13 protein-coding genes are annotated in these 13240 nt (G+C 51.9%); 6 read left to right on the top strand and 7 right to left on the bottom strand.

Features of this window, described 5'->3' with window-relative positions:
* Positions 1 to 13 precede the first annotated feature (13 nt).
* Positions 14 to 1204, top strand: coding sequence for an anhydro-N-acetylmuramic acid kinase (locus KJS69_RS17520; RefSeq protein WP_213585087.1), 1191 nt, complete (start codon positions 14 to 16; stop codon positions 1202 to 1204).
* A 250-nt stretch (positions 1205 to 1454) separates the two neighbouring features.
* Here the strand turns inward: KJS69_RS17520 and KJS69_RS17515 are convergent, their stop codons facing one another.
* From KJS69_RS17515 to KJS69_RS17500, 4 genes are all read right to left on the bottom strand, one after another.
* Positions 1455 to 2705, bottom strand: a complete 1251-nt coding sequence (locus KJS69_RS17515) for an MFS transporter (RefSeq protein WP_213585086.1) — start codon at positions 2703 to 2705, stop codon at positions 1455 to 1457.
* Between the two features lie 326 nt (positions 2706 to 3031).
* Positions 3032 to 3658, bottom strand: a complete 627-nt coding sequence (locus KJS69_RS17510) for a GerMN domain-containing protein (protein WP_213585085.1) — start codon at positions 3656 to 3658, stop codon at positions 3032 to 3034.
* A 50-nt stretch (positions 3659 to 3708) separates the two neighbouring features.
* Positions 3709 to 5109 (bottom strand): sensor histidine kinase, encoded by a 1401-nt coding sequence (locus KJS69_RS17505; protein ID WP_213585084.1) that lies wholly within the window; start codon positions 5107 to 5109, stop codon positions 3709 to 3711.
* Positions 5106 to 5795, bottom strand: coding sequence for a response regulator transcription factor (locus KJS69_RS17500; RefSeq protein WP_213585083.1), 690 nt, complete (start codon positions 5793 to 5795; stop codon positions 5106 to 5108). The genes KJS69_RS17505 and KJS69_RS17500 overlap by 4 nt, the downstream gene beginning before the upstream one ends.
* Before the next feature lie 565 nt (positions 5796 to 6360).
* On the opposite strand from KJS69_RS17500, the gene KJS69_RS17495 reads away from it, so the two are divergent.
* The 3 genes from KJS69_RS17495 (at position 6361) to KJS69_RS17485 (ending at position 8853) form a co-directional block, all read left to right on the top strand.
* A complete protein-coding gene (locus tag KJS69_RS17495) occupies positions 6361 to 6912 on the top strand; it encodes a DoxX family protein (protein ID WP_213585082.1) in 552 nt (183 codons plus the stop codon).
* An 85-nt stretch (positions 6913 to 6997) separates the two neighbouring features.
* Positions 6998 to 7135: a hypothetical protein gene (locus KJS69_RS17490; RefSeq protein WP_213585081.1), complete on the top strand. Its 138-nt coding sequence runs from the start codon at positions 6998 to 7000 to the stop codon at positions 7133 to 7135.
* 614 nt (positions 7136 to 7749) lie between these two features.
* Entirely contained in the window at positions 7750 to 8853 is a 1104-nt protein-coding gene (locus KJS69_RS17485; RefSeq protein ID WP_213585080.1) for an alginate lyase family protein, read from the top strand.
* Positions 8854 to 8865: 12 nt separating this feature from the next.
* Here the strand turns inward: KJS69_RS17485 and KJS69_RS17480 are convergent, their stop codons facing one another.
* The gene (locus tag KJS69_RS17480) at positions 8866 to 9660 is read right to left on the bottom strand and encodes an AraC family transcriptional regulator (protein ID WP_213585079.1); all 795 of its coding nucleotides are present in this window, start codon (positions 9658 to 9660) and stop codon (positions 8866 to 8868) included.
* A gap of 161 nt (positions 9661 to 9821) precedes the next feature.
* Here KJS69_RS17480 and KJS69_RS17475 point away from each other — a divergent pair, with 161 nt between their 5' ends.
* Both KJS69_RS17475 and ilvD read left to right on the top strand, forming a co-directional pair.
* Complete coding sequence (locus KJS69_RS17475; RefSeq protein WP_249730578.1) at positions 9822 to 10613, top strand: ABC transporter ATP-binding protein; 792 nt, start codon at positions 9822 to 9824, stop codon at positions 10611 to 10613.
* Between the two features lie 146 nt (positions 10614 to 10759).
* Positions 10760 to 12448: a dihydroxy-acid dehydratase gene (gene ilvD / locus KJS69_RS17470; RefSeq protein WP_213585077.1), complete on the top strand. Its 1689-nt coding sequence runs from the start codon at positions 10760 to 10762 to the stop codon at positions 12446 to 12448.
* A 73-nt stretch (positions 12449 to 12521) separates the two neighbouring features.
* Here ilvD and KJS69_RS17465 read toward each other — a convergent pair whose 3' ends face one another.
* Positions 12522 to 12791, bottom strand: coding sequence for a hypothetical protein (locus tag KJS69_RS17465; protein WP_213585076.1), 270 nt, complete (start codon positions 12789 to 12791; stop codon positions 12522 to 12524).
* A 65-nt stretch (positions 12792 to 12856) separates the two neighbouring features.
* Positions 12857 to 13156: a DUF3055 domain-containing protein gene (locus tag KJS69_RS17460; RefSeq protein ID WP_213585075.1), complete on the bottom strand. Its 300-nt coding sequence runs from the start codon at positions 13154 to 13156 to the stop codon at positions 12857 to 12859.
* Between the last annotated feature and the right edge of the window lie 84 nt (positions 13157 to 13240).

Here is a 13240-nt window from a genome sequence, read left to right as displayed (position 1 = left end):
GAGGGGTGTTTATATGATCAATACGTTGAATGCTATAACCGCCAAATCGGCTAAGCTCGTGATCGGGCTTATGTCGGGCACGTCGCTGGACGGAATCGATGCAGCGATAGTCCGGATCGAGGGAGTCGGCTCCGACTCGCGGACGAAGCTGCTGCATTTTGCCACGCTGCCTTACGAGGACGGGCTGCGCGAGCGGCTGAAGGAGCTGTGCACGCTGGACCGCTCTAACACGGCGGGCGTCTGCTCGATGAATTTCGAGCTTGGCCGGCAATTTGCCGATGCGGTCCGCAAGGTCGTGGCCGAGGCGGGGATGACGCTGGCTGACATCGATCTGGTCAGCTCGCATGGCCAGACCGTCTGGCATATCCCCGCCGACGAGCCGGGCTTCGTCCGCTCCACGCTGCAAATCGGCGACCTGTCGGTCATCGCGAAGGAGACCGGCCTGCCGGTCGTCGGCGATTACCGCACCGCCGATATGGCGGTGGGCGGTCAAGGCGCGCCGCTTACGCCGTATGCCGATTACCTTCTGTTCCGGGACGATCGCCGCGGGCGGATCGTCCAGAACATCGGAGGCATCGGCAACTGCGCCGCCATCCCCGCCGCCGCCCGCCCCGAGCAGGTCGTCGCTTTCGACACCGGCCCCGGCAACATGCTGATAGACCAGGCGGTCTATCAGCTGTCGGACGGGGCGAGGAGCTATGACGACGGCGGGGCGTGGGCGGCGCAGGGGGAGGCGGACGCGCGCCTGCTCGGCGAGATGCTGCGCCACCCGTACTTCCGCCAGCCTCCGGTGAAGACGACGGGCCGAGAAATGTTCGGCAAGGCGTATGCGGCGGAGTGGCTGGGGAAGGCGGCTGCGCGCGGCCTCGCGCCGGAGGACGTGATCGCCACGTTCACGGCGTTCACGGCGCAGTCGATCGCCGACAGCTACCGTGATTTCCTCTTCCCGCTGTATGCGGTAGAGGAAATCATCGTCAGCGGCGGCGGAGCCCGCAACGCCACGCTGCTGCGCCAGCTTGGCGAGCTGCTGCCGGACCAGCGCATTCTCGTCTCCGACGAGTTGGGCGTGTCCGGCGACGCGAAGGAAGCGATCGCCTTCGCGCTGTTCGCGAACAACGCCATTCATGGGGTCGCTAACAATTTGCCTTCCGCTACGGGAGCGGAGGTACCGGTCATCATGGGCAAATTGGCTTTTCCGGGGTAGATGACGACATCCTTGAGAACAAACGAGAAAGCCTGATGACCATTATGGCAGAAGAACCGATGAATAAGACTCCTATCGTTCCATTTCTCTTCGATAGGAGTCTCCTTTTTTACTATTATAGAATTTATAAGTTCCGGGGCTCTGATGAGCTGACTGAATTGCCTAATCGCCGCATGCTGCATAAAACAACTGGAGCAGATGATTGAGTCAGCCGGGAAAGCGAACACGAACTTCCTATTGTTAGGAAAAGCTAGCGGGGAAAATTCATTCTACTCGGGACGGACTGTGATTGTCGGCTTAGAAGAGGCCGGTACGACAAGGCAATCAGCAAAAAGCAAAGAGCGCTGCCCAAGTAAGTATAAAATAAGCCATGGTTCAGGTTGGCGAATAAGTAGACGAGCATAGGACCGAGGGCGGCTCCCAGATCGGTGGCTACGGAATAAGCCGTCATGACAGCAATGACGGAGGTGGCCCGGGCGGCATCAGATGCCAATGCATCCATCAAGGTCGTAATCGCTGTACCGCACATCATAACGAACAGGATGACGAAGCACCAGAGGAATAACGGCATTGGCCAAGGAACCAGCGCGTACCCTGCCGCCGATGCAAGCAGCGCGAAGATGAACATCGGCAGCCGCCCCTTCGGACCGTCCGAGCGTCGTCCGATCCATGAAGCGAGGAACGGTTCCCACACCCAACGGATAGCCTGAAGGACTCCAGCGAGAGCTGTGCTTGTCATGATGAACCCGAAGATATACGGCTGGGGATAGTTCGAATCGATCAATAAACTTAACGTTGAGCCGAGTACCGTCCATAGAAGGGATAGGCCCAGTCCGGCCAAGATAACTCTAATGACGGCTCCGGTCCATATCGAGCCGGGCTCCTTGGGGGAGCGGCGGCGGCTCGGTTCGCTCTCCGAGATGGAATGGGGGATCGAAAGGAATACCAAAGGAAGACTCGTCAGGGCAACCACTCCGAAGGCGATGGAAATTCCCTGAATTCCGATAATAGGTGTCAATACGCCGCCCAGCAGCATGCCGAACAAGCTTCCCAGGCGAGACAGGCCGTTATAGCGTCCCATCAGGCGTCCCCGGTTCGTATCATCTGAATAATTAATAACGGTGAAATACCCGCCCATACGCAGCAGAGACCAGGCCAAGCCCCATACGCTGCGAAGCACGAGCCAGACGACGAATCCCTTCCATAGCCCGTAACCCATCATAGTGACCGAGCTGAGAAGAACGGCTGCAAATATCCCGGTTCTAAGGGACATTTTGTTATAGAGCCAGCCGATGAACGGGTTCAAGGGAAGTCTCACAAAGCGGTTGATAGACAGAAGCACTCCGACCTGCCACAAGGCATCGAGGCCGATCTCCCGCCAATAGATGGGAAGCACGATGTACAGCATCGAGTCTCCCAGCAAGCACAGCGCGGTAACGATGGCTATGATGGTGACCGGACGATGCCCGCCCGGGCCCGATAGGGGAATAGTAGGATTCATTGGGTAGTCTCCTGTCCAAAGGAATGCGTAGCTTTTAAGTATGTTCGTTAGATTAGATGTTCTTACATCCCAAGGAAAGCCGACCTTAAGGATGAATTTCAGCAGGACCTTTAGAAAAGCCTGCGATAGATGCTGTTCTCATTTTTTATACCTCTAATATGCGGAATTGTAAATACTTGCTAACGGAATGTAAAAAAGCCGGAGCCTACAGAACTCGTTGATAACAAGTCAGTAGGCTCCGGCAATACAAGGCAGTGAGTGGCAGAATTTTCTCTAACGATGAGAATTAAAGTACGTTTGGATCAGGACAGGAGGTTAGAAGGGCTCTATTCCTCCAGTTTTTTGTACTGGCTTGGATCTCCCGCTGGTAATGGCTCCGATGTGGTAACATGTCCAAGCAGAGACTCATCCTTCTCGCCTTCGATTAGTATTTGGGTCGAATCGTAACCGAATTGCTTCATAGTGAGGGTGATTTGGTCGAGGAGGAACATCTCGCCCCCCGATCCAAGGTTAGCGTTTTTCAATTCCTTGGAGAAGCTGACCTGAGCTACTCCATTCTCGTCCTTCACATATTCCACCAAGACTCCCGGCGGAACCAGGTTGCCCAATTTGTCGTTCTTCGGACCGCTAATCCAGGACTCCAAGGCGGCCAACGGCAAATTTTGCTCTTCCTCCGCTTCGACCTCCCGATCCACGGCGAAAATTTCCATCAAATCTTTATCGGCGAAGTAGAGAGTGACGGTTTTTTTGACGACTTCTTTATCTTCATTCGGCTTCGGTGCAATATTCGTTTCGTTGTTCTCTTCCGGATTATTCGGCTGTTGGCTCGGTACCGGTGCGGCATTGCCCGGCTCAGGAGTTTTGCCGCCTTGAGCGCATCCTGTCGCTATTACCGCCGCACAGGCCGTGGCTAAAGCAAGCTTCATCCATTTGTTCGTATTTCTCTCTCTCATGTTGGTTCCCTCCTTTTTATAGTACACCTTAAGTATAGAGTTCGTTTGTATCATGGAAATGGCGGCTCCGTAACAGTTTTGTTACGGAAGACCATCGTTATGCAGGTCCCCTCTCCGGGGGTCGAGGTAACCCGAATCTCTGCTCCGTGCATGTCTACCATCTGCTTGACGATCGTGAGGCCCAGTCCGCTTCCTTCCTGATCCCATTCGCCCGCCTCGGGAGAGCGATAGAAAGGCTCGAAGATTTGCGGCAAGTCTTCGGCAGAGATGCCGATCCCCTGATCGCACACAGTGCACTCCATGCGGAACAGATCCAGCCGCTTCACGGCGACCGTAATTTCGCTGTTGGCCGGAGAGTAACGGATAGCGTTGGATACGACATTGTCCAGTCCCCGATGAAACAGCTCCTCATCTACTTCCAACCAGGCTCCATCCTCCGCTATAAATTTTAACCGGATACTTTTCTGATCGAGGACAAATTGAAAATGCTCCCGGATATGAGCTTCGATAGATTGGCTTTGCAGCCGGATGCGGTTCAACGGGCGGTCCCACATCCGATTGACGTCGAGCATGCTTTCGACGATATGCTTCATTTTGCCAATCTGAACCTCGAGGTCATTCAGAAATTCCTGATGAGCGTCTTTCTCTTCCCGGACGTAGGGCAGATTCTCGCAGATGAGCTGCATAGTCGCCAAAGGGGTTTTGAGCTCATGAGAGGAAGAGCTCATGAATTGCTTCTGTCTTTGATCGTAACGGTTTAACTCGCTTACCATTTCGCCAATTTCGACGGCCAGCTCCCCGATTTCGTCTTTGCGCCCGGAAGGGGGACGGAAGACCCTTTTAAGCGGAGTAATCTTCTTCATTTGCTCGCTCAGGGAACGGATCGGTTTGGTGAACCAGGAAGCGATCAAGTAGCATATAAAAAAGAACAAAATAACGGTAGCCAGTAAAATAGTAATGACCTGAATTCGGAAGGAACGGATGTCCTCGTATAGAAAATCGACGTTATTGACCATCAGCAGGTAGCCGGAATCCGCTCTTCCCGGATCTAGCTCAAGCATAGTATATTGGACATACCCGTAGCTCGATGTAGGCACGTACAGTCCGACGGGAGGGGACGCATCGCTTTTTAATATTTCCAGAGTGAGCTTGGAATGCTCCGGGAGCTCCCGAAAGCTGTCAAACCAGACAGTCCGATCCGGGTGCAGCACGAACAGACGCATGTCCAATTGCTTGCTGTAGAAGGAGAGGTATCCTTCCGTACGCTCGGGAAAACGGGGCAGAGTCCCGCTGATCTTATCGACGACGGAATACCCTTGCGAGACGATTAATTGCTTCTGGCCTTCCAGCATGCGGGCTTCGTATACCTTGATAATAAAAATATATAGAATCAAGCTGACGACAACGATCAGCAGCGAGAACGTCACCCATAGCCGTGCATGCAGCTTCATCCGTCACCACCGAACCGGTAGCCCATTCCTCGCACAGCGTGCAAATATTTTTTGCCGGTCAGCTCCGTTATCTTTTTGCGCAGCCGGCTGACGTTGACATCCACCGTCCGGTCACTGAAGCCGGAAGTCATTCCCCAGACTTGCTCGAACAGCATCTCGCGGCTGTATACATGCTCCGGATGCCGCATCATCGCCTCCAGAAGCTTATATTCGTTAGCTGTGAGCGGGGTGCTTTTCCCTCCGCAGTTCAGCAGCAATCTCGCTTTGTCCAATTGGAGGTCGGCGTATTCCACTGTATTATCGGAGGAGGCGGAGGAGGGCTGCACCTGATGCCGGCGAAGGAGCGCATGGATTCTCGCCAGAAGCTCGCGCTGATGGAACGGCTTGGTGACATAATCGTCGGCGCCTACCTCCAGTCCGACCACCTTGTCCATAATTTCCTCTTTAGCCGTGATCATCATGATAGGCACGTTGGATAGCTTGCGAACCGTCTTGCACAGCTCCAATCCGTCCATTCTGGGCAGCGTCCAATCCAGCAGCAGCAGATCGTATGCGGCCTTCTGGAACATGTCCAATCCGGTTTGTCCATCATAAGCGATATCGATTTGATAGCCTTCCTTTTCCAGGAAGAAGGCAATGTTCTTGGCCATCACTTTCTCGTCTTCCACGAGCAATATCCTGCTCATTCTATACGCCCCCCTTATTATTCTTACCCATTATACGGGCGAATGCTCGTCCAGGTTGCCGAGTAACATCCGGCCAAACTCTCATGGATGTTCAAATAAGCCTTCCGGTGATTAAGGAGGATGCCGGAGAGAGCCGAACGACATCGAACATCCGCCATCCTCGAGCTCCCGCTTTTCATTCCTATCTCGTAATAATAGGTTACCACAAGTTAGGTTAAAGAGAAAAAAGCCGGGATGAGCTGACAAGACTTGCAGTCAAAAGAGTTTGGGAGAACAGCTCTCCGTTCATCAATCCGCCCCAAAGGAGCAAGATAGAGCCTTTATGACAAATAAAAGGGCTGCAATTGTGAATGTATTGTGAAATAAAGCACAAGTTCACTATTTTGTGAAAAAAATCACATCCATAGCAGCAAAAATGTTGTAAAGTAAAAGCAAGGAGATCACCTCCCCCCGAATAATAAAAAAACAAGTGAGCAGCATGGAATACAATGTGAAAACATTCACCAATTAATGTGCCACTCGAGTAAGGGAGGATCTCAATACAAAGGACAGGAGTTGAACGATCATGATTAAATGGTTGAGAGAAAACAAATATGCGTCGGTAGCTTTGCTCCTTCTCCGGGTGTACCTCGGGTGGCAATGGATGACAGCCGGGTGGGGTAAAATCTTTGGAGGCCAACCGTTCAATGCCGGTGGATACCTTCAAGGGGCGGTCAATAATCCCGTCGCTGACAAAGCTACCCAGGAGCTGGTCTATCCGACGTTTACGGCTTTCCTTGAGAAGTTTGCATTGCCAAACGTGAAGCTGTTTAACTTTATGATCCCTTGGGGCGAATTTCTGGTAGGGCTGGGGTTGATCCTCGGAGCGGTAACGACAGCGGCCGCATTCTTCGGACTCTTGATGAACTTCATGTTCCTCTTCGCCGGAACGATTTCGACTAACCCCTGGATGGTACTCCTTGGCGGTCTGGTGTTCGTAGCTGGCGCCAACGCTGGTAAATGGGGTGTAGATTACTATCTCATCCCCTTCGTCCGCAACTGGTTCAAAAAACTTGGTAAAGGCAATCAGCCGGGGGATGCGGCAGGAGGACAAACCGGAGAGCCGGCCCGCATTTAACTAAAGCTAACTTCGTAATCCATTCGGATTCATCTTTATAACCCCTATTCTTCGCTTCCCTATCTTCAAGGGAAGCGGCTTTTTTTTGCGGGCGGACGTACCGGTTGATCGCCATGTCTTGCCGGACGAGGAACTGCCCGATTATATGAACGATAATAACGCCGGGCAACTGCTCCATATCACTGCTTCAGGCTGCAGACGAGAAGGGGAATTCTCTGTTTAAGGAGGAACTGTTCCGCACATTGAGCGCGAATGAAGGGGAATATGAACAGGCTCTGGCGGGCCATATCGGGAAGCTTCTGAAATGTCTCGGGATCGAGGCGGAAGGGTGACCGTTTCGTACATGGATCATAAAATAATCCCTCTTTTAAACAGGCCGTGAATTGGCTTATAATTCGCAGTAACCTTATAAAACGGGCGAAAAAGAGGGCGATCCGCCTGTAAATAATGCAGGTCTTGAGGAGGTTTTTAGTTAAATCAGCTAATGACATCTAATGACATGCAATTGTGCAGTTAAATTTATCGATTTGGCCGATTTTCCGCTTTAGGTAGGGAATGACATGCACTTTTGCCTGTCTTCTTCGTTATTTACTGGATTCCCGCAAATGGACATGCATTTCCGCATGTCTTTTGGGCTTTCAAGCGGCTGCTTCCAATCGCGGAGGCAAAATGGGCTCAAACGGCATGTTGTGATTGAATCCATGGAGTATTGAATAAGGCAGTGGCTGCGCACGGCACGGATTCCTATCCCTACTCATGTGTTTCCGGGCATTAATTTTGTTCTAAATCCAAGCTGCGAAAGTTGAGTTCATTAAACCACTATGAGGAGGCTACAGCATGCAAAAAGCTAGGCTAGGGGGTTGGTTAGACCCAAAATGGGTTGTAACCAAAGCAGAGGAGGCCATGAACGCCACACCCATGCATATTACCGATGCAGTGGCACCCATGAGTGAGGGAGGGATTCACGACTATTATTCCAATGGAGATTACTGGTGGCCTAATCCCGATACTCCAGACGGGTTGCCTTATGTGCGCAGAGACGGGGAATCGAATCCCGGCAGCTTTAACGAGCATAGGCAAATTCTGCGCAGCTTAAGGACGAATGTGGCTCATCTGGCCGCCGGTTATGTGGTGACGAACGAGGAGAACTTTGCGGAGAGAGCCATCCTGCTGCTTAAGCAATTTTTTCTTGATGAGGAGACCCGGATGAATCCCCACCTGCTCTATGCCCAGGCCATCCCTGGAATCTGCTCTGGCCGGGGAATCGGCATTATCGATACGCTGCATCTGATCGATGTTCCCGCGGCTGTGGCTAAATTGCGCGTCTCACCGGCAATGACGGAAGAGATTAGTTCTGGTTTAAAGCGCTGGTTCTCTGATTATTTGCATTGGATGCGGACTCATCCATACGGGATAGAGGAAATGAATGCGGATAATAATCATGGCGTTTGCTGGTATGTGCAGGCTGCTGTTTTTGCCAGCTTGGTCGGGGATGAGGAGATGTTGGCTTATTGCAGGAACCAGTATAAAAACACCCTGCTGCCCGATCAGATGGCGGTGGACGGCAGCTTCCCCCGGGAACTGGCACGGACGAAGCCCTACGGGTATTCGATTTTCGTTCTCGACAATATGATCACCCTGTGTCAAGTGCTGTCCACTCCCGAGGATGACTTATGGGATTTCCGTCTGGAGGACGGAAGAGGGATTCGCAAGGGACTCGATTATCTGTACCCTTATTTGGTGGACAAAACAAGCTGGCCCCATCCCCCCGATGTGGAGCATGACGAAGGCTGGCCCGCAGCGGTGTCCGGGCTTTTGTTCACGGGATTGGCACTTGGAGATAGCCAGTACGTGCAGTTATGGCGTTCGCTCGACCCTGATCCGGCCGATCCGGAGATTCGCAGGAACATGGCTATTCGCCAGCCTTTGTTGTGGCTTTGAGCCATTGAAGGTTCAGGAACCGTTCCAACGATGCCGGTACTGCACGGGGGTCATCCCTACTGCTTTGACGAACGCCCGGTAAAACTGGCTGGCGCATGAAAATCCGAGGCTCGCGCTGATACTAGTGATCGTAGCCGCAGTTTGTCTAAGCTGCTTCTTGGCCGCCTCTACTCTTAGCTGCAAAATATATTGATACGGTGTTAAACCGGCTGCCTGCTTGAACGTACGGATAAAATGAAACCGGCTCTGCAGGGCAATGGAAGCTAAAGTGTCGATAGCTATCGGAGTCGTGTAATGCTCATGGATGTATGCAAAAACGCCAGCTATCTGCGTATCGGCTGAGCCTTGAACGGGAAGGCCGGTTTCAGCGGGCGAAGTCGTTTTCAAGGATCCTCTTAGGTAATGAAGCACTTCGCTCTCGGTGGATATAGAATTCTGGACGTCATGCATACAGAATGCGGAGGTCCAGGAGCGGAATCGTTCTGCTACTTCCCGGGGATCGAACTGCTGCTTAGGAGCAATGTCTGCCGCCCGGCCGTCGAAACGACTGGAAATCAGGCTTTGCTGGACTTTAATAATGATGACCCCATCATTAGCCCCGATATGAAAATGATGCACGTCGCTCGGTCGTTGGAGAAGGCTCGAACCAGGCTTCAGCCGATAGGTTCTGTTTTGTTGGGTCAGAACGCAGGTTCCGCGTATCGGTATCGTTATCTGATACCAGTCCTCATGAACATGGGGAGTATTGACGAACTCTTCGTCGTACCGGATTAATTCCAGCCGCTCTGTCGTGATTTCCATTTTCATATACATCACCACTAATATTATAGCAAAAGTTGCCCGATCAATTAGCACTTTTCACATCGACATTTCCAGACAACTTCTTTACAATGTAACCATAAAAACAGATGACGGCTAGCCGATTTCAGGCGATGCCGAAGACTAACTGCCGGAAAGAGGTTGCCATTGTGGAAAATGTTATTGATATGCAAGGAGTCTACTGGAACAAAGGCAGCCAGGTGCTGCTGAATAATGTCAGTTGGACGGTTCGGCCGGGAGAGCATTGGGCGATGCTGGGACTGAACGGATCGGGGAAGACGACCATTTTGAATATGATCAATGGGTATATCTGGCCGAGTCAGGGGACGCTGTCCGTGCTGGGCAAGAAGTTTGGAACCGTCGATTTGCGAGACCTCCGCAAGTCCATTGGCTGGGTCAGCTCGTCTTTGCAGGAGAGACTGTATAGAAGTGATAAAGCCCAGCATGTTGTCATTAGCGGCAAATACGCTACAATCGGGTTATATCAACGTTTGTCCGACGAAGATCTGAGCCGCGCCGAAGAACTGATGCGCTCTTTGGACTGCGCTCATTTGTGGGACCGTCAGTTTTTGACCTGCTCCCAAGGGGAGAAGCAGAAAATCCTTATCGCCCGGGCGTTAATGGCGGATCCGCAAATTTTAATACTGGACGAGCCCTGCAACGGGCTGGACTTATTCTCGCGGGAGAAGCTGCTGGACAGCATTCAGGATTTGTCGCAGCAGGAAGAAACCCCTACGCTTATTTACGTAACTCACCATACGGAGGAAATTGTTCCTGCCTTCAGCCATACTCTGCTGTTAAGACGGGGGGAAGTGATTCGAAGCGGCGAGACCGAGCATATTCTGGAGACCGCGACGTTGAGTGAATTTTTTGAAACACCGGTTGTTGTGGAAAACCATCGGCAGCGCGTATTTGTCCGGGTCGCGGAAACGGAAGCCTGATCGGTTCCACCGGCTAATTTGTAATCAGAACGGGGATTGTTTAAATCTTGCTAAACATGATACAATTTAATAGATTAATAGCTGTATAGAAGCGGAAATCTCTCCGCTCTTATTTTTTATATTACAGGTCAGGAGGATTTGCCAGCATGACACAAAAGCCCAAGATGCGAAGCGATATGATTAAGAAAGGCTTCGACCGCGCGCCACACCGCAGCTTGCTGCGTGCCGCAGGTGTTAAGGAAGAGGATTTCGACAAACCGTTTATCGCTGTTTGTAACTCTTATGTAGATATTATTCCCGGACACGTCCACCTCCAGGAGTTCGGTAAAATCGTTAAAGAAGCGATCAGAGAAGCCGGCGGAGTTCCGTTCGAATTCAATACGATCGGCGTGGACGATGGAATTGCTATGGGACATATCGGAATGCGCTATTCGCTGCCGAGCCGCGAAATCATTGCCGATTCTTTAGAAACGGTTGTCGCTGCCCACTGGTTCGATGGAATGGTCTGTATCCCGAACTGTGACAAGATTACTCCAGGCATGATGATGGGCGCCCTGCGCGTCAATATCCCGACTATTTTTGTAAGCGGCGGCCCGATGAAGGCTGGTAAAGACAAGAATGGCCGCTCGATTTCGTTGTCCTCCGTTTTTGAAGGCGTCGGAGCTTTCCAAGCGGGTAAAATCGACGAGCAAGGACTGGAGGAGCTGGAGCAGTACGGCTGCCCGACCTGTGGCTCCTGTTCCGGAATGTTCACCGCCAACTCGATGAACTGCTTGGCGGAAGGTTTAGGTATTGCACTGCCGGGCAACGGAACGATTCTGGCTGTCGATGAAGCGCGTAAAGAGTTCGTCAAGCGTTCGGCGAAGCAATTGATGGAGCTTATCGAGAAGGACATCAAGCCGCGTGACATTGTAACGATTGAAGCGATTGACAACGCCTTTGCTCTGGATATGGCGATGGGCGGTTCTACGAATACAGTGCTTCATACGCTGGCTCTTGCCCATGAAGCAGGGTTCGAGTATCCGATCGAGCGGATCAACGAAGTGGCCAAGCGTGTGCCGCATCTGGCGAAAATCGCTCCTGCCTCCGATTATCATATCGAGGATGTGCATAATGCGGGCGGCGTCAGCGCGATTATTAATGAACTGTTGAAGAAGCCCGGAGTGCTTAACGGGGACTGCTTGACCGTAACTGCCAAAACATTGAAAGAGAACGTGGAAGGCTGCGAGATTCTGAATACCGATGTTATTCGTCCGTTGGATAACCCCCACAGTGAACAGGGCGGATTGGCCGTTCTCTTCGGTAATTTGGCTCCGAACGGAAGCATTATCAAAGTCGGAGCGGTTGATCCGGAAGTAGGCGGCCGCCATGTCGGTCCTGCGGTCTGCTTCGATTCGCAGGAGGATGCTCTGTACGGTATCGCCAACGGCAAGGTGAAGGAAGGAGATGTCGTGGTCATTCGTTACGAAGGGCCGAAGGGCGGACCTGGAATGCCCGAGATGCTCGCTCCGACCTCCCAAATCGTAGGAATGGGTCTCGGTGCCAAAGTCGGTCTCATTACGGATGGCCGCTTCTCGGGAGCCTCCCGTGGAATCAGCATCGGTCATATTTCGCCCGAAGCCGCAGAAGGCGGACCGATCGCTTTCGTCGAAGACGGGGACATCATTGAACTGGATCTGGTCAACCGTAAGATCGAACTGCAAATCAGCGACGAGGAAATGGAACGCCGCAAAGCGAACTGGAAAGGCTTCGAGCCGAAGGTAACGACCGGTTATCTAGCCAGATATTCGAAGCTGGTCACCTCGGCCAGCACCGGCGGGGTTATGAAAATTTAATGGATTCAAACAAAATGGACGCCTCAGGAAGGCGTCCATTTCTTGTTTGATAGCGAGGTTGAGGACAACCGGATTAATCTTCCTTAGGTTCATCATGCGTTTCGTGATCCTCAGGAAAGTTCCGCTGCATTCCTTCATGAAGCTCGCGGTTTTCATAGCTGAAGGTGTTCGGGGGACGTTGATCTTGTCTCCAAGGAGAGCTCTTGCCTAATGACTCTGTCTGCAGGCTGGACCCATAAGGACCTTCCGGAAACTCTTCGGCAGTCAGATCATTCCTCTGTGATTCTACCGTGGCCAAATCCGTATTCTCCGTCCGATTTTCTTTAATAAAGCCTTCTTTCATGATCCACCTCCGGGAAATATTCACTAACTTAGCTTTCCCCGTTTGGTTGCAGGTATGACCTATTGTCAAATATCGGTAAAATTTACCGTTCCGATAATTTGACCCAAGAAAGAGCGCAAATCCGCCGCTTCTTCCTCCGACAATCGGAATAGCCGTTCCAAGCACCCTTCTTCCTCGACATCGTCCGGACCTAATATAGCGGTAATCCCGTATTGAATATCCGTAACCAGCTTTTTACCGTAGAATCGATTGGAGGACGTGATGGCAAGATCAAAACGTTTCATGCTCTCGCTCACAAAGCAGACAAATCTTGTCGATGTTTCTTCTGTCGCATCGTATAAAAAGTCAATTTCTTTATCCAGCATGGCTTTCCCTCCGCCCTTAAAAATAGCTGTCAGCCCTACGCTGACGGATGGACCGGATAACAGTCCATCCATAGTCCGATTGTT

Source organism: Paenibacillus sp. J2TS4 (assembly GCF_018403245.1).
Classification (GTDB): domain Bacteria; phylum Bacillota; class Bacilli; order Paenibacillales; family NBRC-103111; genus Paenibacillus_L.
The sequence above is the reverse complement of the archived record's forward strand: the minus strand, read 5'-3'. Positions and strand labels throughout refer to the sequence as shown.